Source organism: Streptomyces sp. SD31, assembly GCF_052068475.1.
In the GTDB taxonomy this organism is placed as follows: Bacteria; Actinomycetota; Actinomycetes; order Streptomycetales; family Streptomycetaceae; genus Streptomyces.
The window spans coordinates 418,828-438,065 of record NZ_JBQHCX010000008.1 but is presented as its reverse complement, the minus strand read 5'-3'; the positions used below and the strand labels follow the sequence as shown (position 1 = coordinate 438,065).

The following is a 19,238-nucleotide window of genomic DNA, read 5'->3' as shown; positions in this document are numbered from 1 at the left end:
GGCGCCGACAGAAAGACAACGATGCCGACTCACCATCAGCTCTCGCACGCGCAGCAGGCCCTGTGGTTCCTGCACGAGCTGGCCCCCACGAGCAGCGCCTACCACACCGGGGTCGCCCTGGCCGTGCGCAGCGGGCTCGACCCGGCCGTCCTGGCCGAGGCCGTCGCCGCCACCGTCCGCCGACACCCCATGACCGGCTCCGTCTTCACCCGGCACGAGGGACACCCCGTACGGCTCTTCCCGGCGCCCGCGCCCCCGCGCCTTCAGGTACGCGAGGTACCGGGACTCGATGACCCGGAGCTGCACCGGGCCGTCCGTGCCGCCCTCAACGAGCCGTTCGCACTGGACACCGAGGGCGCGTTCCGCTTCGTCCTGCTGCGCCGCACGCCCACGGACGCCGTCCTCCTCGTCGCCGGCCACCACATCGGCACCGACGCCACCTCCAACTGGCTGCTCCTGCGCGACGTGATCCACGCCCATGGCCGGCTCGCGGCCGGTGCCGAGGCGGGCCTCGCCCCGGTTCCCGGCGACTACGACGCCTACGTCGCCAAGGAGGCGGCACTGCTGGCCTCGCCGCGCGGTGAACGACTCGCCGCGCAGTGGCACGCCCGCTGCGACGGCGCCGACCCGGCCGAGCTGCCCACCGACCGGCCCCGCAGCGCCCACCGCACCGGCGTCGGCGCGACCCACACGATCGACCTCGACGCGCCGTTGGTGGCCCGCCTCAGGGAGGCCGCGCGCACCTGCGGCGTCACCCTTTTCTCGTATCTGCTGGGCACCTTCCAGGGACTGCTGCACCGCTACACCCGGCAGAACGACTTCCTCGTCGGCTGCCCGACCACCACGCGCACCACCCCGGCGCTGCGCGAGGTCGTCGGCAACTTCATCAACACCCTGGTCTTTCGCGCCGAGTTCGGCCCCACCACGACGTTCCGCGACGCGGCCATGGCCGCCGACGCCCAGGTCCGCGCCGGTATCGCCGGCGTGGCCTACCCCTTCTCCCTGCTGACCCGCACCGCGAACCGACCGCGCAGCAGCTCCGGCGCCTCCCTGTGCCAGATCACCTTCAACATGATCGGCACCGCGACCCCGGACCCGCTGATGCGGCTGCTGCTGGACAGCGAGAGCGGCGGCGACGCCATCGAGTACCGCGGGCTCGTGCTGGCGCCGTGCCCGCTTCCGCAGGCGGAGGGCCAGCTCGACCTCTCCGTGAACATCCGCCAGAGCGCCGAGACGCTGTCCGTCGACTTCCGCTACGACGTCGACCTCTTCGACCCGGCCACCGTGGCGCGCCTCTCCGAACTGTTCGTCCGCGCGGCCGACCGGTCCGCCGCCGACCCGGACGCCCCCGTCGCCCGCCTGCGCCTGATGGACGCCGCGGAACTGGCCCGCCTGATGGGTTTCGACGACACGGACGACTTCGAGGACACCGACGACCACGAAGAGGTGCCGGGGCTTGTCTGAGATCACGTCTGAGATCACTTCCACGTCTGAGATCACTTCTGAGATCACCCACCGCAGCCTCCGAGCCGGAGGCCGGAGCTTCCACGTCGCCGAGGCCGGCGAAGGCCCCCTCGTCCTGCTGCTGCACGGGTTCCCCGAGCTGTCGTACTCGTGGCGGCACCAGCTCACCGGGCTCGCCGCGGCCGGCTTCCACGCCATTGCCCCGGACCTGCGCGGCTACGGCGGCAGTGACCGCCCCGACGACGTCGCCGACTACACCATCCACCACCTGGTCGGCGACGTCGTCGCCCTCCTCGACGCGCTCGGCACCGAGCGCGCGGTGGTGGCCGGGCACGACTGGGGCTCCCAAATCGCCTGGCACACCGCCCTGATGCGCCCGGACCGGGTGCGCGGGGTGGCGGGCCTGAGCATCCCCTACCGCCCGCGCAGCGGCCTGCCCCCGCTGCCCGCCCTGCGCCGCGCCTTCGGCGATCGCCACTACATGCTGTACTTCCAGACCCCCGGACTCGCGGACGAGGAACTGGTCCGGGATCCGCCGGCCACGTTCCGCCGCATGCTGGGCGGCACCTCCGGCGGGGCCCCCGCCGTCGACCCGGTGGTCCCGAAGGGCGGCGCCCTGCTCGACATCTACCCGGACACCGGCGTCCTGCCCGACTGGCTGACCGAGGACGACATCGCCGTCTACGCCCGCGAGTTCGGCCGCACCGGCTTCACCGGCGGCCTGAACTGGTATCGCAACCTCACCGTCAACTGGGAGCTCACCGCCCCCCTCGCCAAGGCTTCGATCCCGGTGCCCGCGCTGTACCTGGCCGGCGCGGACGACTTCGTGATCCGCGCCGTCGACCCCGCACACCTGGAGGCCGAACTCCGGCGCTGGGTGCCGCACTTGAGCGATCTGATCCTGCTGCCGGGCTGTGGCCACTGGGTGCAGCAGGAGCGGCCGACCGCCGTGACCGAGGCGCTGGTCGCCTTCGCCCGTTCCCTCGAACCGTCCCACCCGTCCATGACCTTGGAGCACCGATGACCACCGCACACCAGTCGTCCGCCAGCACCGCCGAACACCACGCCGTCGTCGACTGGCTGGTCGAGAAGGTCGCCTTCTACCTCGACGTCCCCACGAGCGGCATCGCGCCCGACGGCAAGCTCGTCGAGTACGGCCTCGACTCGGTGTATGCGCTGGCCCTCGTCGGCGACATCGAGGACGAGTACGGCATCGAGGTGGAGCCCACGCTGGCCTGGGACCACCCGACGATCGAGTCCATCGCCGGTCTGGTGGGCGAACTGGTCATCGCCTCGCGCGCCGACGGCTGACCGGAAGAGGAAACGGAGGAAGGAGTACGGCCATGCGCGCCGCGATCACCCGTGACGGAGCCCTCGTCGTCGAGGAGGTGCCCGACCCCGTACCGCAGGCCGGACAGGTGCTGGTACGCACCCTGGCCTGCGGGATCTGTGGTTCGGACCTGCACGCGCTCGGCGACCCGGAGGCGTTCATGGACATCATGCGCCGCACGGGTGGCACCCCGCACGACATCCGCGACGGCATCGTGCTGGGCCACGAGTTCGCGGCCGAGGTCGTGGACTACGGTCCCGGCACGGTGCGCGCACTGCCCGTCGGTACGACGGTGTGCGGCCCGCCGATCGGATTCGGCCCGCAGGGTTCCGGGATCATCGGCTACACCCCGGCGTTCCCGGGCGGCTTCGGCGAGTACATGATCCTTCCGGAGGCGTTCACCATGGCGGTGCCGGGCGGCCTGCCGGCCGAGGTCGCCGCCCTGACGGAACCCTTCTCCGTCGCGGCCCGCGCGGTCCGGCGCTCGGGCGTGACCTCGGGCGACGTGGCGGTCGTCCTGGGTCTCGGACCGATCGGTCTCGGCGTCGTCGCCGTGCTGAAGGCGCAGGGGTACGGGCCCGTGGTCGCCGTCGACTTCTCCGCCGAGCGGCGGGCGCTGGCCGAACGGCTGGGCGCGGACGTGCTGATCGACCCCGCGGTGGAGTCGCCGTACGACCGCTGGGATTCGCTCGGCGTGCTCACCGGGACGATGGACCGGATGGCCGCCGAGTACCGGGGACTGAAGGCGCGCGATGCCGTGCTGTTCGAGTGCGTGGGCGCACCCGGGATGCTCGACCAGGTGGTGCGGGGCGCGCCGGCCGGCTCCACCGTCGTCGTGGTGGGGGTGTGTCTGCGGCCCGACACCGTCGACCCAGGCGTGGTGGCGCACAAGGAGCTGGACATCCGCGGCTCGTTCGGCGGCAGCCCGGCCGAGTACCGGCAGACGCTGCGGGACATCGCCGACGGCCGGATCGACGCGAGCGTCGTCATCACCGGCCGCACCGGGCTCGACGGCCTGGCCGGCGCCGTCACCGAGCTGACCGGGGGAGGCCGGCACGCCAAGATCGTGGTGGATCCGCGGCTGGACCGCTGACCACGCCTCCCCTGACCCGGGCCGCACCGAGGCACTCCCCGGTGCGGCCCGCGCTTTTGATGGATTTCGCGTGTGCCGGGTTCCGGGCGGAGCGTAAAAGAAGGGCAATGTATTTCCATGGAGAAGGTTAATGACCCTTAGTTAGTTCAATACCGAACACACTCGCCGAGTCACGTGTAGTTTCATGTACCATACTTGCTGGTGCAGCAACCCTGCACGCAGAATGCACTCGGGGGCTTTACGTTGGATACGGTAAAATTTCGCATCCTGGGGCCGATCGATGCCCTATCGAATTGCAAGGCAATACAGCTCGGCGGGACCAAGTCGAAGACTGTACTAGCAGCGCTTCTCATGGCCGACGGCCAGGTAGTCACCGATTCCAGGCTCGGATATCTGCTTTGGCGGGACCGTCCGCCCAAAACGTGCGAAGCGCAGATCTACACCTATATTTCCCGTTTGAGAAAGTCCCTGGACGGCCAGGTTTCAATAACGCGCCAGGGGCAAGGTTATGCATTGTCCGTCGGCGATGCGTGGTGCGACTGGAAAGAATTCACCCGACTTTCACGAATGGGGCGAGAGGCGCTCACGGAACGTCGTTTCCGGATCGCTGCGAAATATCTCAGCGATGCGCTCTCCCTGTTCCGTGGGGACGCGCTCGCCGGCGGCACGGAGCACCTCCTCAGCGAGGAGTCGGCCGGTTTCGAAGAGGCCCGGATGACCGTTCTGGAGGGCCGTATCGAGGCGTATCTCGCGCTCGGCAGACACAGCGATCTGGTGCCGGAGCTGCTCAAGATGGTGACCAGACATCCGTTCCACGAGCGGGCACGGGCCCAGCTGATGCTCGTCCTGCACCGCTGCGGCCGGCAGTCCGAGGCCATCGCCGTCTACCACGAAGGGCGTCAGATGCTCGCCGAGGAGCTCGGCGTGGACCCCAGCCAGGTCCTCAGCGACGTCTACCAGGGCATCCTCACCGGCCGTCCGGAGCTCCGGCCCGCGGTGTGAGCCGGCTCGCCACCACTGCTGCGCCCGTTCGCCCCGCCCTCAACTCCCGCAGCCGCGCACACAGATTCCCGCACCCGCCAGCCAGGCCACAGCGACCGCGTACGGAGTCTCCCGCAGCAGCACCGACACCCCGCACAGAGCCGTGACGACGATGCACAGACGCAACCAGGACAGCCGCCGCCGACGCGCCTCGCGCGCGGCGAGCACCTCCTCGACGACCTCCTCGACGATCTCCGCCACCCGGTCGTCGATCAGATCGCCGTACCGGTCGACGAACCTGGTCAACTCCTCACGGGAGGCGGGGCCGGCCGCCGCGGTCGCGGTCCCGGTGACTCCCTCAACTGCCGTCTGCTGCTTCGTCATACGGAACACTCTGGCCGACCGCGTGCGGCGCTGTCGGTCACGTGCACCCACGAACCGGGGGTGGGTTATCCCTACCCCCGACTCGTCGGTTGTCCTCGTGTCGGCCCAGGTCGTCGCCTCGCTACCGTCCCGGTGGAATCAGGAAACGACAGTCGAGGAGGGCCGCATGGTTCTGGCCGACACTCACGACGCCGGCCACCGGTCGGAACCGGGCGACCCCATGGTCACCGGCGAACAACCAGTGGTACGGCCGCCGGACCCCGCCCTGCCACCGAACCCCTACCGGGCTCTGGTGTCGCCGTACCTGTGGCGCGCGAGCGCTTTTCTGGCCACCGACGCCGTGATGGGCCTGGCCGGTCTCGCCGTACTGACCGTGCTCGGCACCGCGGTCTGCCTGGTACCGGCCGGACTGGTCGGCGTACCGCTGGTGATCCTCGCGGGCTGGGCGCTGCATCTGCTCGGCGCCGCCGAACGCCAACGGTGGGCCGCGATCTGCGAGTTGGACGTACCGCCCCAGCCCCGTCCCCCGCTGTCCGGGCCGCTGCTCGCCTCGGTGGCGGCGCTCGCCAGGAGCCGGTCGAGCTGGCGCCTGGTGGCCTACTTCGCGGTGCTGGTCCCCTGGTCACTGGTGACCCTGCTCGGCATCGTGCTGGTGTGGGGCGCCCCGCTCGCCCTGGTCCTGCTGCCCGCGTACTACGCCCAACTCCCGTCCGGGGCCGCCTCGTTGGGCCTGATCACGGTCGGCGACCTCGGCACCGCCCTGCTGGTCTCCGCGGTCACCCTGCTGCTGTGGGCCACCCTCGCGCCGCTGCTGGTGCGCGCTCTGCTCGCCGCCGACATGCTCCTCGCCCGGACTCTGCTGGCGCTGCCCCGTGACGTCACGCTGGCGCAGCGGGTGGAGTACCTGACGGAGAGCCGGGCCCGGGTGGTCGACGCCGCCGAGGCGGAGCGCCGGCGCATCGAACGCGACTTGCACGACGGTGCCCAGCAGCGCTTGGTCGCCATGGCGATGACGCTCGGGCGGGCCCGCTCCCGGCTGAAGGACTCAGGCCAGGAGGCGGTGCTGGAGCTGGTGGACGAGGCCCGGGCCAGCGCCCAGGAGGCCATCACCGAGCTGCGCAACCTCACCCGCGGACTGCACCCGCCCGTCCTCACCGACCGCGGTCTGGACGCCGCCCTGTCCGCCGTGGCCGCCCGGCTGCCGATCCCGGTCGACGTCGACGTCGACGTGGCCCCCCGGCCGTCGACGACCGTGGAGGGCATCGCCTACTTCGTCGTCACCGAGGCCCTCACCAACGTCGCCAAGCACGCCCGGGCGCAGAAGGCGTGGGTGCGGATCCGGCGCTCCGGGGACCGGCTGGCGGTGACGATCGGCGACGACGGTGTCGGTGGTGCCAAGGCCTCGCCGGGCGGCGGGCTCGCAGGCCTGGCCGACCGGGTGTCCGGTGTCGACGGCCGACTGTGTGTCACCAGCCCGCCAGGTGGACCGACCCTGATCGAAGTGGACATGCAATGCGTGTAGTGATCGCCGAGGACTCCGCTCTGCTGCGACAGGGCATCGTCCTGCTCCTGCGGGACGACGGCATCGACGTCGTCGACGCCGTCGGTGACGGGGACGCCCTGCTGCGCTCCGTCGCCGAGCACCGGCCCGACGTGTGCGTCGTCGACGTACGGATGCCGCCGACCTTCGTCGACGAGGGCCTGCGCGCCGCCCTCGTCATCCGCAACCGTTGGCCGGAGACCGGGGTGCTGGTGCTGTCCCAGTACGTCGAGCAGAGCTACGCCGTCGACCTCATCGACAGCGCCACCAGCGGCGTGGGCTATCTGCTGAAGGACCGGGTCTCCGACGCCGACGACTTCGTCGACGCCCTGCAGCGCGTCCGGGCCGGCGAGACCGTGCTGGACCCCGAGGTGGTCAAGCAGATGCTCGCCCGCAGCCGTCGGCAGGACCCCATGGCCACGCTGTCGCCCCGTGAGCGCGACGTGCTGGCCGCGATGGCGGAGGGCCGGTCCAACGCGGGCATCGCCGCCAAGCTCTTCATCGGCTCCGCCGCCGTCGAGAAGCACATCCGCAGCATCTTCGTGAAGTTCGGCCTGCATCCGGAAGAGGGCGAACACCGCCGTGTGCTCGCCGTTCTACGTTACTTGGGAGCTTGAGAGACATGGCAACGCGCAAGAACCGCTGGATCCTGGCCGTCGGTCTGGTCGTCCTCGTCGTGGTCGCCGGCACCGGCGCCTGGCTGGTCACCACCGCCCTGCCCGCCCACAAGAAATACTCCTCCACCCACACCGTGAACGCCGCCGCCGACACCCTGCTGCGTGTCAACACCCATGGCGGCGTCACCCTGCACGCCGGCCGCGACTCCAAGGTCCACGTCACGGCGACCGGCGACTACGCCGACAACCCGCCGAAGGTGTCGGTGAGTTCGTCGGAGAAGACGACGACGGTCACCGGGTCCTGCGGCGACGACTGCTCACTGAACCTGGAGATCACCCTGCCCGCCGCCCTCGCGGCCGAGGTCAGTTCGGACCAGGGCCAGATCACGGCAAGCGATCTGACCGGACGCCTGGCCCTGACCACCGACGCCGGCGCCATCGACCTCACCAACCCGCGGGGCCCGCTCGCGCTGCACACCGGCAGCGGCCAGATCGCCGTCACGGACGCCAAGCCCAGCGCCTTCGAGGCCAGGACCGGACAGGGCGAGGTGCGCGCCACCTTCGCGACCGCCCCCACCACCGTCGACGTCACCACCGACCAGGGCAACGTCGACCTCGCCCTGCCGCCCCACGCCGGCTACTACATCCAGGCACAGAGCAAGAACGGAACCCCGCACATCACCGTGCCCGTGGACCGCGACGCCAAGCACACGGTCACGGTACGCACGGACGAGGGCGGTGTGGAGATCCACTGACCCATGCCGCTTCATCGCCAGGGCGGCGGCTCCCGGAAAGCGCCGATCGCGTCTCGCAGGCCCTTGAAACGCCGCCGATTTCCTGTGGCGGGCCGTATGTCCACAGTTCGCTTCAACGCGACTCACGAGAAGGAACGCGCCATGACTCGTTCGATACGCACAGCACTGCACTGCATGATTCCGGCCGCAATGCTCGTCCTGGGCGCCCCGCAGGCCTTCGCCGCCTCGGACGGCAACGCTGCCGGCGCCGCACACCAGCCCGTGGCTTCCTCCGTGAATGCCTGGACGCCTCCCGCGGGCTTCACTCGCGAAGACTCCTTCTACGGCATGGCTGCTTCCTGCGAGTCGGTGGGCAGAAACGGCGTCACGGAGGGCAAGTGGAGCGCATACATGTGCGTCCCGGTCGCCCCCTTCTCGCCCTTCCACCACCTCTACGTCAAGAGGTGACGTCCGCCTGTCGGCGTCTCGAATGACAACGCGCAGCCCGCTCGCTTCGCCGTCTCCCGGTACACGGCACCGACGCGGACGAGCCCGGGCAGTCATGGGGACGGCCCCGCGACCGCAGGGGGGGCGCGGGGCGCGAGGCCGTCCGGGTGGGCCGGCGGCGGGGGGAGCCGCCGGCCGGGACCGACTCTTCCGCAGGAAGGGATTGATCAGTAGACCCTCACCCACCCCAAACAATCCGGCGTCGGGGTCGAGCTCAGCAGAGCTCGACCCCTCTGCCCCGATGTTCAGCCGGGGAAGACGTGGTCGTGGGTCACGTGGCGGGAGCGCAGGAGCAGTTCGTCGTTCTCGCCTCGGACCAGGACGTCGTGGACGACGCAGCTCGGGCCGAACTCGGGTTCCTTGACGTCGGCGTGGACGGTGAGCACCAGGCAGTAGCTCGTCGCCGTGAGGGAGCCGTCGGGCGCCTGGTCCACGGCCACGTGGTTGAACCAGTGCCGGCGCTGGATCCTGCGGGCGTCGAACTTCTGGTGGAAGTCCTCCAGGACGGCGATGATCCCGGCACGGGTGTGGGCGGCGGGCAGGGTCGGGGAGTGCTTGAACTCGCCGTCCTCGGTGAAGGTCGCGGCGTAGCCGGCGAAGTCGCGGCCGTCCAGCTTCTGCATCTGGTGGCCGTAGAACGACAGGACCTCGGCATACAGGCCGGTGGGAAGCGCGGTGATGGTCATGCGGCCACGGTCGCCCCGTGGCCTCGAAGCCCGCTCGAGCCGGGTTCGAGTGGGCGCTGCCAGCCTCGACGCCATGAGCACCGTGACAGTGATCGGGGCGGGCACGATCGGCCTGGGATGGATCAATCTGTTCAGCGCCTGCGGGCTGACCGTACGGGTCAACAGCCGCAGGCCTGATGCCCGTCGCCTTGTGCGCGAGGGGCTCGAACTGTTCTCCCCGGGCCGGGCGGACGAGCTGGCGGCGCGGATCGAGTACGAGCCGGACGTCGGCCGGGCGGTGGCCGGAGCGGACTTCGTCTCCGAGAACGCCCCCGACGACCTGCCCCTCAAGCAGCGGCTGTTCGCCGAGATCGGTGAGGCAGCCCCGGACCACGCCCTCGTCCTGTCCTCGACGTCGAAACTGCTCCCCGACGACCTGAGCCGCGACATGCCCGGACCGGGCCGGCTGGTCGTCGCCCACCCCTTCAACCCGCCGCACATCGTCCCGCTGGTCGAGGTGCTCGGCGGGGAACGCACCGACCCGGAGGCCGTCGACAGGACGGTGGCCTTCCTGGAGTCGGTCGGGCGGACCCCGGTCGTGCTGCGCAGGGCGCTGCCCGGCTTCGCCGCCAACCGGCTGCAGTCCGCGCTGCTGCGCGAGAGCATCCACCTCGTCCTCGAAGGCGTGGTGACCGTCGAGGAGCTCGACCGGATCGTCACCGACTCGATCGGGCTGCGCTGGTCCACCATCGGCCCGTTCCACGCCTTCCACCTGGGCGGCGGCCCGGGCGGCCTGCGCAAATGGCTGGAGCACCTCGGCAGCGGCCTCGAACAGGGCTGGCGCGGACTCGGACAGCCCGCCCTCAGCACAGAGGCCGTCGAGGCCCTGGTCGGACAGACCGAAGCCGCCTACGGAGACCGGTCCTACGCCGAGCTGGTCCGAGACCGTGACGACCGGCACCACGCCGTACTGGCCGCCCTGGGGCGGACCGGGCAGTCCCAGGAGGAGGAGAAGTGATGCGTGCCGTCCAGTTCGACCGGTACGGCGACCCCGAGGTGCTGTACGTCGCCGAGCGCCCGGTCCCCGAGCCCGGCCCCGGCCAGGTGCGCATCGCCGTCGAGGCGGTCAGCGTCGGCCATGCGCAGACCCAGATGCGGCGCGAGGTCTTCCCCGCGCCGATGTGGAAGCCCGTCTTCCCCGTCGTCCTCGGCGGCGACGTGGTCGGCAGGATCAGCGCGGTGGGGCCCGATGTCGCGGGGCTTCGCCCGGGGGACCGGGTCGGCGCCTTCACCCTCTACGGCGCCTACGCCGAGCAGGTCGTCGTCGACGCCGTCACCGTCGTACCCGTACCCGAGGAGCTGGACGCCGCCGAGGCCGCGGTCCTCCCGGGCACCGGGCTGATCGCCCTCGGCATTCTGCGCACCGGGCAACTGGCCAAGGGCGAGACGGTGCTGGTGCACGCGGCGGCCGGTGGCGTGGGCCACATCGCGGTCCAGCTCGCCCGGGCAGCCGGCGCCGGCCAGGTCATCGGCACCGCGGGCGAGGCCGCCAAACGCGAGTTCGCCCGCGCCACGGGCGCCGACGCCGTCGTCGACCACCGCTCCCCGCACTGGGCCGAGGAGGTCCGGGAACTCACCGGGGGACGCGGGCCCGACCTGATCCTGGACGGCGTCGGCGCCGAGGTCCTCCAGCAGGGCATCCGCCTGCTCGCCCCGGGCGGCCGGCTGGTGTTCTACGGCTCGTCCGGCGGCGAGCTGGAGATCCCGCGGGTGTCGGTGATGGACCTCATCGGCATCAAGTACGTCACCGGCTTCGCGCTGTCCGCCTGGCGCGGTGGCCGCCCGCACGAGTACGAGGCGGGCGTCACCGAACTCACCCGGCTGCTGGTCGAGGGGCAGGTGAAGTCCGCCGTGCACGCCCGGCTGCCCCTGGAGCGGGCCGCCGAGGCGCACACCATCCTCGAGGCCAGGGCCCAGCTGGGGCGGGTCGTACTCATTCCCTGACCCTCCCTGACCTCCCTCCCGAGTCGCGTTCGTTCGCATTCCGCGATTTCGCGTTCCAAGAGTTCGTATTCCAAGAGCTCGTATTCCAAGAGTCCGAAGGGGACCTTTCCATGACCACCTCGCGTCAACAGGCGATACGTCTGACCACCGCGTCCGCCCTCGCCCTGGCGGGAATCATGAGCCTGGGCACCAGCGCCCATGCCGCGAATGTCGATGTGCCCTACGAGTGCCGCACCTGGGTGCTGGGCAACTCGCACCCGGTCTACGACTACAAGCGCGGGTTCGATGTCACCGTGCCCGCCTCGATCCGTGCGGGCAAGCAGTTCCAGGCCACCTACGACCCGGCCCCGATCACCGCCTTCGCCGAGTACAACAAGATCGTCAAGGATGTGCGCGTCGCCTACCGGATCCCGGAGGGCGCGAAGGTCAAGAAGGTGAAGCTCACCGGCGGCAGCGGCCTCGGCGACTCCGCTCTCAAGGTCGAGGTCGAGGGCGCGGACATCGTCGTCAGCGCCTCCGGCCCGCTGGAGGGCGGTGTCGAGTTCGACCTGCCGACGCTGAAGGTCACCTACAAGGCGCCGAAGACCACCGGTACGCTCAACTTCGGTCCGGGCGGCTCGAGTTACGAGCAGCCCGGCTTCTACTGGTACCGCTACCAGCCGACGCTGGACGAGTGGGGCCCCTTCGAGTGCTTCCCGGACCCGGCGAAGCCCCAGACCGTCCTGGCGAGCACGCAGGTCGAGAAGTAACAGCAGCCGTCGAGCGAACGTGGAGAACGCATGCCTAAGGCCGTAGCCATCCAGCAGTTCGGCGGACCGGACGTACTGGGCCTCATCGATGTCCCCGAGCCGGTGCCGGGACCGGGCCAGGTGACGGTCCGGGTGCGGGCCGTCGGGGTCAACGGGTTCGACTGCCGGGTGCGCTCCGGCGGCATGCGGGGGCGTTATCCGGTCGAGTTCCCGCAGATCATCGGCAACGAGTTCGCCGGGGTCGTCGAGCGGACCGGGCCGGAGGTGACGGGGTTCGCGCCCGGCGACGAGGTGTTGGGGTTCGCCGTCATGCGGTCCGGTGCCGAGCTGCTCGCCGTCGGCGCGGACCAGATCACCGCCAAGCCGCCGGAGCTGTCGTGGGAGGTCGCGGGCTCCCTGTCGGCCGTGGGGCAGACCGCTGACATCGCCGTGAGCGAACTGCGGGTCGGCCAGGGAGACACCGTGCTCGTGCACGCCGCGGCCGGCGGGGTCGGCAGCCTCGCCGTCCAGCTCGTCAGGGAGCGGGGCGGCACGGCCATCGGCAGCGCCGGCGAGCACAACCACGAGTTCCTGCGCTCACTGGGCGCCCTGCCCGTCGCCTACGGCCCGGGCTTCGCCGACCGGGTGCGCGCCCTGGCCCCGGACGGCGTCGACGCCGCCCTCGACTGCCACGGCGGGCCGGAGGCGCTCGCCGTGTCGCTCGAACTCGTCGCCGACCGGTCCCGGATCGCCACAATCGCCAACTTCCGTGCCGCGGCCCAGGAGGGCATCGTCATGCCGCAGGTGGTGCGGTCCGCCGAGCGGCTCGCCGCGCTGGCCGCGCTCTGCGCCGAGGGCCGGCTGCGGCCGCACATCGAGGCCGTCCTCCCCTTCGCCAAGGCGGCCGAGGCCCACCACAGGCTGGAGCAGGGCCATGTGCGCGGCAAGCTCGTCCTGGTGCCGGACCTGTGACATCCGGACCTGCGACCTCGGGTCCCGCTCGACCGGGCGGCCCGGCGCACGCGCACGAGGGGCATCCGCGGCGCTGGGCCGTCCTCGCGGTGCTGGTCCTGAGCCTGGTGAGCATCATCCTCGACAACACCGTGCTCAACGTGACGCTGCGCACCCTCACCGACCCGGAGCAGGGCCTCGGCGCCTCGCACAGCCAGGTCGAATGGGTGCTCAGCGCCTACACCCTGGCCTTCGCCGCGACGCTGTTCACCTGGGGTGTGCTCGGTGACCGGCTGGGCCGCAGACGCGTACTCCTGCTGGGCCTCGGCCTGTTCGGACTGTCGTCCCTGGCCGGGGCCTACGCCGGGTCGCCGGAGCAGCTCATCGCCGCCCGCGCCTGCATGGGGGTGAGCGGCGCGGCGGTCCTGCCGAGCACCCTTGCCACCATCGCCGCCGTCTTCCCGATGCGGGAGCGCCCCAAGGCCCTCGGGATCTGGGCGGCTTCGGTCGGCTTCGCCCTCGGCATCGGACCGGTCACCGGCGGGCTGCTGCTCGCGCACTTCTGGTGGGGCTCGGTCTTCCTGGTCAACGTGCCGATCGTGGCGGTCAGCCTGGTCGCGGTGGTGCTGCTGGTGCCCGAGACCCGGGGCGCCGTGGGCAAGCGCGTCGACGCGGCCGGGCTGCTGCTCTCGATCGCCGGTCTCGTGCTGCTCGTCTACGCGATCATCGAGGCCGGCCGGACCGGCGGGGTCACCCAGCCCGCCGTCTGGGGAACCGGCCTCGCGGGCCTCGGCCTGCTGGGCTTGTTCCTGTGGCATGAGCGCCGTACCGCGGAACCCTCGCTGGAGCTCGGCTTCTTCCGGCTGAAGGCCTTCTCCACCGCCGTCGCGGCCGTCGGCTTCGTCAGCTTCGCGATGATGGGCTTCCTCTTCTTCAGCGCCTTCTACCTGCAGAGCGTGCGGGGCTACACCCCGCTGCAGGCCGGGAGTTGCACGGTGGCGCTGGCCGTCGCGAACGTGGTCTGCGGGCCCCTCAGCACGGTCCTGGTCCGCTCGATCGGCCCCCGGAACGTGTGCGCGGCGGGCATGCTGGCCGTGACCGCCTCGCTGTGCGGAGTCGTCTTCGTGACCCAGCACGCTCCGCTCTGGCTGATCCTCGCCTTGTTCGCCGCACTGGGAGCAGGCGTAGCCTGCGTCATGCCGACCGCAGCCGTGTCCATCATGAACGCGATCCCACGCGAGAAGGCGGGCGTGGCCTCCGCGATGAACAACACCGTGCGCCAGCTGGGCGGCGCCCTCGGCGTCGCGGTGCTCGGCTCCCTGATGGGCGCCGCCTACCGCAGCGGCATCGAGGACGAGCTCACCGTACTGCCGCCGTCCGTGCGGCACGAGGCCGGCGAGTCGCTGGACGCCACGCTGCTGGCCGCGGCTCGGCTGGGGGAGAGCGGACTTGCCGGTCCCGCACGGCAGGCCTTCCTGGACGCCATGCATCTGGCCGCCGGGGCAGCCGCCGCGGCGGCCCTCGTGGGCGCCCTCGCCGTGCTCCGCTGGCTGCCCTCCACCGTCACGAACCCGAAGCCCGCGACGGGCCCAGCGCCCGGCCGGGAGCATTCCGACCATTCCAAGGCCCAAGGAAGCTGACATGCCTTTCACTCCTGACGAGCTCGAGTACTACGCCTCCCAGAACCTCGGCCGGCTGGCCACGGTGGCGCCCGACGGCCAGCCCCAGGTCAACCCCGTCTCGTTCACGATCAACACCGAGACCGGCACGATCGACATCGGCGGGCACAACCTGACCGCGAGCAAGAAGTTCCGCAACGTCGGCAAGAACGACCAGGTCGCCTTCGTCGTCGACGATCTGCTCTCCACGCAGCCGTGGAACGTACGCGGTATCGAAGTGCGCGGCCGGGCCGAGGCACTGACCGACGCCCAGCCGCCGCACCCGTACTTCGGCACCGCGATGATCCGCATCCACCCCAAGCGCATCATCACCTGGGGCCTGGGCGACGACGCCGCTCAGCGCGGCCGTAACGTCTGACCCGGGGCCTGTCGAACGGCAGGCCCCGGGGGCCCAGGCCCCTTCGACTCCGCTTCGAGCGGACCTCGATGCCCTCTTGCCAGGGTGGAGCCCGTAGGACGGGCACACCACGGGGAGGGCCGGATGAGCACAGAGATCTTCCATGAGGATTTCACCGGGGGACTGAGGACCGAGGGACCGGGCGCGCCATGGCGGCTGCGCCCGGTCGACGGTCTCCCCGAAGGAGACGGGGTGGTCCGCGGCGGGCCGGACGGCCTGAGGGTCGTGCCGAACTCCGTGCAACCCCGGACCAGGCGGCCGGCGTTCACCGAGCCCAAGCCGGGACCGGACGGTAACCCGCTGCATCTGCGCTGGGGCGCCTTCACCACCGGCGGCACCGCCTCACCGCGCGGCGGGTTCACCGCGAAGCCCGGTGAACTGCTCTCGGTCACCGCCGAGATGGGACTGCGCGGCTTCGGCCTGCGCTCCCATCCGTACCACGACGTCGACGAGCCGACCGCGGACGCCCGGCTCGGCGCCGGCGGTCTGATCTCGGTCGACCTCGAGACCGGCGTCATCTTCGACTTCTTCCTCACGCACAGCCGCCTCTACGCGGTCTACGAGCGGCTCGCGCTCCAGCCGGACGCCGAGTTCGCCGCCTTCACCTACTGCGTCCCGGTCGCGGACCGCACCCCGGGGACGCTCCACCGGCTCCAGGTCGGCTACGACGTCGAGGCCGGCACCGCCCACTGGACGGCCGACGGGCAGGAGGTGCTGTCCGTGGACCGGATCGGCCTGCGCTCGCTGGACGCACGCTGGCTCCGGCGGGACAACGGCGGCCGCGAGGAGGCCGTACGACCACGCGGCCTCAGCTTCGGCCTGGGGCTGTTCCTGGAGCGCTACTTCGGCCAAGGAGTGCGGCTGTCGGCCCGCCGGTTCTCGGTGTCCACCTCGCCCGCCGTCCGCGAGCGGAGCTCGCTGACGGATGCGGCGCCACTCGTGACGACGACCAACGAAAGGCACAGCCATGCCCGATGAGAACAAGCCCGTACTGGTCCTCGGCGCCACCGGCAAGCAAGGCGGCTCCACGGCCCGGTACCTGCTGGAACGCGGCTGGACCGTCCGGGCCTTCGTCCGGGACCCCGGCGCGCCCAAGGCCAAGGAGCTGCGCGAGCTGGGCGCGAGCCTGCACACCGGCGACCTGGAGGACGCCGAGTCGGTGCGCGCGGCGATGAAGGGCGCGTACGGCGTGTTCAGCATCCAGACGCCGATGACGCCGGCGGGCGTGGAGGGCGAGGAACGGCAGGGCAAGATCTGCGCCGACGCCGCCCGCGACCTCGGCATCCAGCACTACGTCCACAGCTCGGTCGGCGGGGCGGAGCGGCCGGAGGGCGTGAACTGGCGGCTGTCCAAGCTCGCGATCGAGCAGCGGATCCAGGAGAACGAGCTCAACTTCACCTTCCTGCGGCCGTCGTACTTCATGGAGAACCTGAACCACGACATGTCGCCCCTCGTCATGGAGGACGGCGTGCTGACCTTCCGGCGGGGGCTCGGGCCCACCAACACCCTGCAGATGATCAGCGGCCCCGACATCGGGTACTTCGCGGCCGACGCCTTCGACGACCCCAAGACCTTCGGCGGTGCCAAGATCGAGCTGGCCGGGGACGAGCTGACTGGCGAGCAGATCGCGGACGCGTTCGGCCGGCACACCGGGCTGCCCGCCCGCTTCGTCTCGGTGCCGATACCGGAGCTGCACCGCACGGGCTTCGAATGGCAGGCGATCTCGTACACCTGGCTCAACGGGATCGGCTATCACGCCGACATCCCCACGCTGCGCGCCCGGTTCCCGCAGCTGCTCACCCTCGACCAGTGGCTGGCCAAGACCGGCTGGGCCCCGATGGACGCGGCATGAGCGAGGACGCGATGGCCCAGGAGACCGAGCAGATCCAGGAGCCCCAGGAGCGGTCCCCGCTGGTGGACGGGGCCCGCCGGATCGCCGAACTCGCCGGGAAGCGGGCGGCCGACGCCGAGCAGCAGCGCCGGCTGAGCCCCGACGTCGTCCGGGCGGTCCTTCAGGCCGGTTTCGCCGCCCACTTCGTGCCGGTGTCGCATGGCGGCCGGGCCGCGACCTTCGCCGAGCTGGTGGAGCCGGTCGCGGTGCTGGGCGAGGCCTGCGCCTCGACCGCCTGGTACGCGTCGCTCACGGCGAGCCTCGGCCGGATGGCCGCCTATCTGCCGGACGAGGGCCGGGCCGAGCTGTGGTCCGCCGGCCCCGACGCCCTGATCGTCGGTGCCCTGATGCCGCTCGGCCGCGCCGAGCGGACGACGGGCGGCTGGCAGGTCTCGGGCACCTGGCCGTTCGTCAGCGTCGTCGACCACTCCGACTGGGCGCTGGTGTGCGCCAAGGCGGGGCAGGAGCCGTGGTTCTTCGCGGTGCCGCGTGCGGCGTACGGCATCGTCGACAGCTGGTATCCGATGGGCATGCGCGGAACGGGCAGCAACACCCTCGTCCTCGACGGGGTGTTCGTGCCGGACTCGCGGGCCTGCACCCGCGCGGCCATCGCGGCCGGACTCGGTCCGGGTGCCGAGGCGATCTGCCACACCGTGCCCATGCGGGCGGTCAACGGGCTGGCCTTCGCGCTGCCGATGCTCGGCGCGGCCCGCGGCGCCGCGGCCGTGTGGACCTCATGGATCGCCGAGAAGCTGGCCGGGCCGACCGGGCAGAACGCCGTCTCGACCCAGGACCGTGTGCTGTACGAGCACACCCTGGCCCGGGCCACCGGCGAGATCGACGCGGCCCAGCTGCTGCTGGAGCGGGTCGCCGCGGTCGCCGACGCAGGCGCGGTGACCGGCGAACTCGTCGGCCGTGGGGCGCGGGACTGCGCGCTGGCGGCCGAGCTGCTGACCGCCGCGACCGACCGGCTGTTCGCCTGCGCGGGCACCAGGGCGCAGGCGCAGGACAGTCCGCTGCAGCGCTTCTGGCGTGATGTGCACGCGGCCGCGAGCCATATCGGGCTGCAGTTCGGGCCCGGAGCGACGTTGTATGCCGGAGAGCTGCTGAGGAGGAGCAACGATGGCTGAAGTGAACGATCCGCGGGTGGGCTTTGTCGCCGTGGTCACCTTCCCGGTGGACGGACCCGCCACCCAGCGCAAGCTGGTGGAGCTGGCCACGGGCGGGGTGCAGGAGTGGATCCGCGAGGTGCCCGGCTTTCTGTCGGCCACGTATCACGCGAGCACGGACGGCACCGCGGTCGTCAACTACGCCCAGTGGGAGAGCGAACAGGCCTACCGGGAGAACTTCAGCGCCGACCCGCGCTCGGCGAAACTGCGGGAGGCGCTGAGCTCTCTGCCGGGGCTCATGGGGCCGCCGAAGGCCGTCTTCATGACCCCGGAGGGGTCGATCCTGCCGTCCTGACGCCGTCGCCCGCGCCGTCGCCCGCATCGTCGCCGGCCCCGGCCACCAGGCCGGCGATGATGATCTCCAGGCCGAGCTCGAACCGGCGGTCGGAGTCGAGCGAGGTGATCGGGCCGGCCAGGTGGACCAGGTTCGGGAACTGGGCGGCCGGCAGCGACTTGAGGTAGCCGTGGAGCTGGTCGGCGAACATGCCGGCCTGCTCCTGGCTCTGTTCCGCGCCGGAATGCCGGGACGACTGCTCCAGGGCCTCCGCCGTGACGAAGGTCGACAGCAGATCGCCCCCGTAGGCGGCGAGTTCGTCCCGCAGACCCCCCGCGCGCAGCAGGTTCATGGTGCGTTCCATCCCCATGATCCCGTTGGGGCCGAGCGGGACCCGGTCGATCGCGATGCGCGCCAGGTCCCGGTGGGCCAGGAACATCCGCCGCAGTGACCGGCACATCTCCTTGACCTGCTCCGCCCAGCGGCCCGGCTCCGGTTCCGGGATCTCCACCTCGGTCAGGACGAGGTCGAAGACGAGGTCGAGCAGCTCGTCCCGGTTCCCCACGTGCGCGTACAGCGAGGCGTGTCCGGTCTTCAGCTCCTGCGCGAGCCGCCGCATGCTCAGGGCGTCGACTCCCTCGGCGTCCAGGATGCCGAGCGCTGTCTCGACGATCCGGTCCTGGGTCAGGGGCATGCGCGGCGGCGCCTTCTTCGGCCGGCGCCACGGAGGTACGGGGATCTCCTCGGGCATGGGCCTCCTTCCTTCGCTTCGCGGCAGGTGGACCTCATCGTATGGCATCGGCGGGCCACCGTTTCTTGACACGACCACC

22 protein-coding genes are annotated in these 19,238 nt (G+C 71.3%); 19 read left to right on the top strand and 3 right to left on the bottom strand.

Annotated elements, in window-relative coordinates:
* Positions 1-21: 21 nt before the first annotated feature.
* The 5 genes from ACTMVF_RS20105 (at position 22) to ACTMVF_RS20085 (ending at position 4,889) form a co-directional block, all read left to right on the top strand.
* Positions 22-1,464 (top strand): condensation domain-containing protein, encoded by a 1,443-nt coding sequence (locus ACTMVF_RS20105; RefSeq protein ID WP_441272432.1) that lies wholly within the window; start codon positions 22-24, stop codon positions 1,462-1,464.
* Positions 1,457-2,488, top strand: coding sequence for an alpha/beta fold hydrolase (locus ACTMVF_RS20100; protein WP_441272431.1), 1,032 nt, complete (start codon positions 1,457-1,459; stop codon positions 2,486-2,488). Before ACTMVF_RS20105 ends, ACTMVF_RS20100 begins: the two co-directional genes overlap by 8 nt.
* On the top strand, positions 2,485-2,775 hold the full coding sequence (locus tag ACTMVF_RS20095) for an acyl carrier protein (RefSeq protein WP_441272430.1): 291 nt from the start codon (positions 2,485-2,487) through the stop codon (positions 2,773-2,775). The genes ACTMVF_RS20100 and ACTMVF_RS20095 overlap by 4 nt, the downstream gene beginning before the upstream one ends.
* Before the next feature lie 32 nt (positions 2,776-2,807).
* A complete protein-coding gene (locus ACTMVF_RS20090) occupies positions 2,808-3,887 on the top strand; it encodes a zinc-binding dehydrogenase (protein ID WP_441272429.1) in 1,080 nt (359 codons plus the stop codon).
* A 201-nt stretch (positions 3,888-4,088) separates the two neighbouring features.
* Positions 4,089-4,889 carry an AfsR/SARP family transcriptional regulator gene (locus ACTMVF_RS20085; RefSeq protein WP_441272428.1) on the top strand — a complete coding sequence of 267 codons (801 nt, stop codon included), beginning with the start codon at positions 4,089-4,091 and terminating at the stop codon, positions 4,887-4,889.
* Between the two features lie 39 nt (positions 4,890-4,928).
* Here ACTMVF_RS20085 and ACTMVF_RS20080 read toward each other — a convergent pair whose 3' ends face one another.
* The gene (locus tag ACTMVF_RS20080; protein ID WP_441272427.1) at positions 4,929-5,252 is read right to left on the bottom strand and encodes a hypothetical protein; all 324 of its coding nucleotides are present in this window, start codon (positions 5,250-5,252) and stop codon (positions 4,929-4,931) included.
* A gap of 166 nt (positions 5,253-5,418) precedes the next feature.
* On the opposite strand from ACTMVF_RS20080, the gene ACTMVF_RS20075 reads away from it, so the two are divergent.
* The 4 genes from ACTMVF_RS20075 to ACTMVF_RS20060 all read left to right on the top strand — a co-directional run bounded on the left by ACTMVF_RS20075 (position 5,419) and on the right by ACTMVF_RS20060 (position 8,611).
* Complete coding sequence (locus tag ACTMVF_RS20075; RefSeq protein WP_441272426.1) at positions 5,419-6,774, top strand: sensor histidine kinase; 1,356 nt, start codon at positions 5,419-5,421, stop codon at positions 6,772-6,774.
* Positions 6,765-7,409, top strand: coding sequence for a response regulator transcription factor (locus ACTMVF_RS20070; RefSeq protein WP_441272425.1), 645 nt, complete (start codon positions 6,765-6,767; stop codon positions 7,407-7,409). Before ACTMVF_RS20075 ends, ACTMVF_RS20070 begins: the two co-directional genes overlap by 10 nt.
* Before the next feature lie 5 nt (positions 7,410-7,414).
* Positions 7,415-8,164: a DUF4097 family beta strand repeat-containing protein gene (locus tag ACTMVF_RS20065; RefSeq protein WP_441272424.1), complete on the top strand. Its 750-nt coding sequence runs from the start codon at positions 7,415-7,417 to the stop codon at positions 8,162-8,164.
* A 141-nt stretch (positions 8,165-8,305) separates the two neighbouring features.
* Complete coding sequence (locus ACTMVF_RS20060; protein ID WP_441272423.1) at positions 8,306-8,611, top strand: hypothetical protein; 306 nt, start codon at positions 8,306-8,308, stop codon at positions 8,609-8,611.
* A 284-nt stretch (positions 8,612-8,895) separates the two neighbouring features.
* On the opposite strand, the gene ACTMVF_RS20055 is transcribed toward ACTMVF_RS20060, so the two are convergent.
* On the bottom strand, positions 8,896-9,336 hold the full coding sequence (locus tag ACTMVF_RS20055; protein ID WP_441272422.1) for a nuclear transport factor 2 family protein: 441 nt from the start codon (positions 9,334-9,336) through the stop codon (positions 8,896-8,898).
* A gap of 73 nt (positions 9,337-9,409) precedes the next feature.
* On the opposite strand from ACTMVF_RS20055, the gene ACTMVF_RS20050 reads away from it, so the two are divergent.
* The 10 genes from ACTMVF_RS20050 to ACTMVF_RS20005 all read left to right on the top strand — a co-directional run bounded on the left by ACTMVF_RS20050 (position 9,410) and on the right by ACTMVF_RS20005 (position 18,429).
* A complete protein-coding gene (locus ACTMVF_RS20050; protein WP_441272421.1) occupies positions 9,410-10,333 on the top strand; it encodes a 3-hydroxyacyl-CoA dehydrogenase NAD-binding domain-containing protein in 924 nt (307 codons plus the stop codon).
* Positions 10,333-11,319 carry a quinone oxidoreductase family protein gene (locus ACTMVF_RS20045; protein ID WP_441272420.1) on the top strand — a complete coding sequence of 329 codons (987 nt, stop codon included), beginning with the start codon at positions 10,333-10,335 and terminating at the stop codon, positions 11,317-11,319. The genes ACTMVF_RS20050 and ACTMVF_RS20045 overlap by 1 nt, the downstream gene beginning before the upstream one ends.
* A 110-nt stretch (positions 11,320-11,429) precedes the next feature.
* On the top strand, positions 11,430-12,068 hold the full coding sequence (locus ACTMVF_RS20040) for a hypothetical protein (RefSeq protein ID WP_441272419.1): 639 nt from the start codon (positions 11,430-11,432) through the stop codon (positions 12,066-12,068).
* 30 nt (positions 12,069-12,098) lie between these two features.
* Complete coding sequence (locus tag ACTMVF_RS20035; RefSeq protein ID WP_441272418.1) at positions 12,099-13,019, top strand: NADP-dependent oxidoreductase; 921 nt, start codon at positions 12,099-12,101, stop codon at positions 13,017-13,019.
* Positions 13,016-14,638, top strand: a complete 1,623-nt coding sequence (locus ACTMVF_RS20030) for an MFS transporter (RefSeq protein ID WP_441272417.1) — start codon at positions 13,016-13,018, stop codon at positions 14,636-14,638. Before ACTMVF_RS20035 ends, ACTMVF_RS20030 begins: the two co-directional genes overlap by 4 nt.
* A gap of 1 nt (position 14,639) precedes the next feature.
* Positions 14,640-15,035 carry a PPOX class F420-dependent oxidoreductase gene (locus ACTMVF_RS20025; protein WP_441272416.1) on the top strand — a complete coding sequence of 132 codons (396 nt, stop codon included), beginning with the start codon at positions 14,640-14,642 and terminating at the stop codon, positions 15,033-15,035.
* 123 nt (positions 15,036-15,158) lie between these two features.
* A complete protein-coding gene (locus ACTMVF_RS20020) occupies positions 15,159-16,052 on the top strand; it encodes a DUF6081 family protein (protein WP_441272415.1) in 894 nt (297 codons plus the stop codon).
* Entirely contained in the window at positions 16,042-16,926 is an 885-nt protein-coding gene (locus tag ACTMVF_RS20015) for an NmrA/HSCARG family protein (RefSeq protein WP_441272414.1), read from the top strand. The genes ACTMVF_RS20020 and ACTMVF_RS20015 overlap by 11 nt, the downstream gene beginning before the upstream one ends.
* A complete protein-coding gene (locus tag ACTMVF_RS20010) occupies positions 16,923-18,095 on the top strand; it encodes an acyl-CoA dehydrogenase family protein (RefSeq protein WP_441272413.1) in 1,173 nt (390 codons plus the stop codon). The genes ACTMVF_RS20015 and ACTMVF_RS20010 overlap by 4 nt, the downstream gene beginning before the upstream one ends.
* Entirely contained in the window at positions 18,088-18,429 is a 342-nt protein-coding gene (locus ACTMVF_RS20005; protein WP_441272412.1) for an antibiotic biosynthesis monooxygenase, read from the top strand. Before ACTMVF_RS20010 ends, ACTMVF_RS20005 begins: the two co-directional genes overlap by 8 nt.
* Here ACTMVF_RS20005 and ACTMVF_RS20000 read toward each other — a convergent pair.
* The gene (locus tag ACTMVF_RS20000) at positions 18,395-19,186 is read right to left on the bottom strand and encodes a TetR/AcrR family transcriptional regulator (protein WP_441272459.1); all 792 of its coding nucleotides are present in this window, start codon (positions 19,184-19,186) and stop codon (positions 18,395-18,397) included. The genes ACTMVF_RS20005 and ACTMVF_RS20000 overlap by 35 nt on opposite strands.
* Positions 19,187-19,238: the final 52 nt, after the last annotated feature.

Excerpts from the sequence above, each read along its gene's own strand:
- ACTMVF_RS20105 (WP_441272432.1), top strand. The coding sequence starts at position 22 with ATGCCGACTCACCATCAGCTCTCGCACGCGCAGCAGGCCCTGTGGTTC.
- ACTMVF_RS20095 (WP_441272430.1), top strand. The coding sequence starts at position 2,485 with ATGACCACCGCACACCAGTCGTCCGCCAGCACCGCCGAACACCACGCC.
- ACTMVF_RS20090 (WP_441272429.1), top strand. The coding sequence starts at position 2,808 with ATGCGCGCCGCGATCACCCGTGACGGAGCCCTCGTCGTCGAGGAGGTG.
- ACTMVF_RS20080 (WP_441272427.1), bottom strand. The coding sequence starts at position 5,252 with ATGACGAAGCAGCAGACGGCAGTTGAGGGAGTCACCGGGACCGCGACC.
- ACTMVF_RS20075 (WP_441272426.1), top strand. The coding sequence starts at position 5,419 with ATGGTTCTGGCCGACACTCACGACGCCGGCCACCGGTCGGAACCGGGC.
- ACTMVF_RS20070 (WP_441272425.1), top strand. The coding sequence starts at position 6,765 with ATGCGTGTAGTGATCGCCGAGGACTCCGCTCTGCTGCGACAGGGCATC.
- ACTMVF_RS20065 (WP_441272424.1), top strand. The coding sequence starts at position 7,415 with ATGGCAACGCGCAAGAACCGCTGGATCCTGGCCGTCGGTCTGGTCGTC.
- ACTMVF_RS20060 (WP_441272423.1), top strand. The coding sequence starts at position 8,306 with ATGACTCGTTCGATACGCACAGCACTGCACTGCATGATTCCGGCCGCA.
- ACTMVF_RS20055 (WP_441272422.1), bottom strand. The coding sequence starts at position 9,336 with ATGACCATCACCGCGCTTCCCACCGGCCTGTATGCCGAGGTCCTGTCG.
- ACTMVF_RS20050 (WP_441272421.1), top strand. The coding sequence starts at position 9,410 with ATGAGCACCGTGACAGTGATCGGGGCGGGCACGATCGGCCTGGGATGG.
- ACTMVF_RS20045 (WP_441272420.1), top strand. The coding sequence starts at position 10,333 with ATGCGTGCCGTCCAGTTCGACCGGTACGGCGACCCCGAGGTGCTGTAC.
- ACTMVF_RS20040 (WP_441272419.1), top strand. The coding sequence starts at position 11,430 with ATGACCACCTCGCGTCAACAGGCGATACGTCTGACCACCGCGTCCGCC.
- ACTMVF_RS20035 (WP_441272418.1), top strand. The coding sequence starts at position 12,099 with ATGCCTAAGGCCGTAGCCATCCAGCAGTTCGGCGGACCGGACGTACTG.
- ACTMVF_RS20025 (WP_441272416.1), top strand. The coding sequence starts at position 14,640 with ATGCCTTTCACTCCTGACGAGCTCGAGTACTACGCCTCCCAGAACCTC.
- ACTMVF_RS20020 (WP_441272415.1), top strand. The coding sequence starts at position 15,159 with ATGAGCACAGAGATCTTCCATGAGGATTTCACCGGGGGACTGAGGACC.
- ACTMVF_RS20015 (WP_441272414.1), top strand. The coding sequence starts at position 16,042 with ATGCCCGATGAGAACAAGCCCGTACTGGTCCTCGGCGCCACCGGCAAG.
- ACTMVF_RS20010 (WP_441272413.1), top strand. The coding sequence starts at position 16,923 with ATGAGCGAGGACGCGATGGCCCAGGAGACCGAGCAGATCCAGGAGCCC.
- ACTMVF_RS20005 (WP_441272412.1), top strand. The coding sequence starts at position 18,088 with ATGGCTGAAGTGAACGATCCGCGGGTGGGCTTTGTCGCCGTGGTCACC.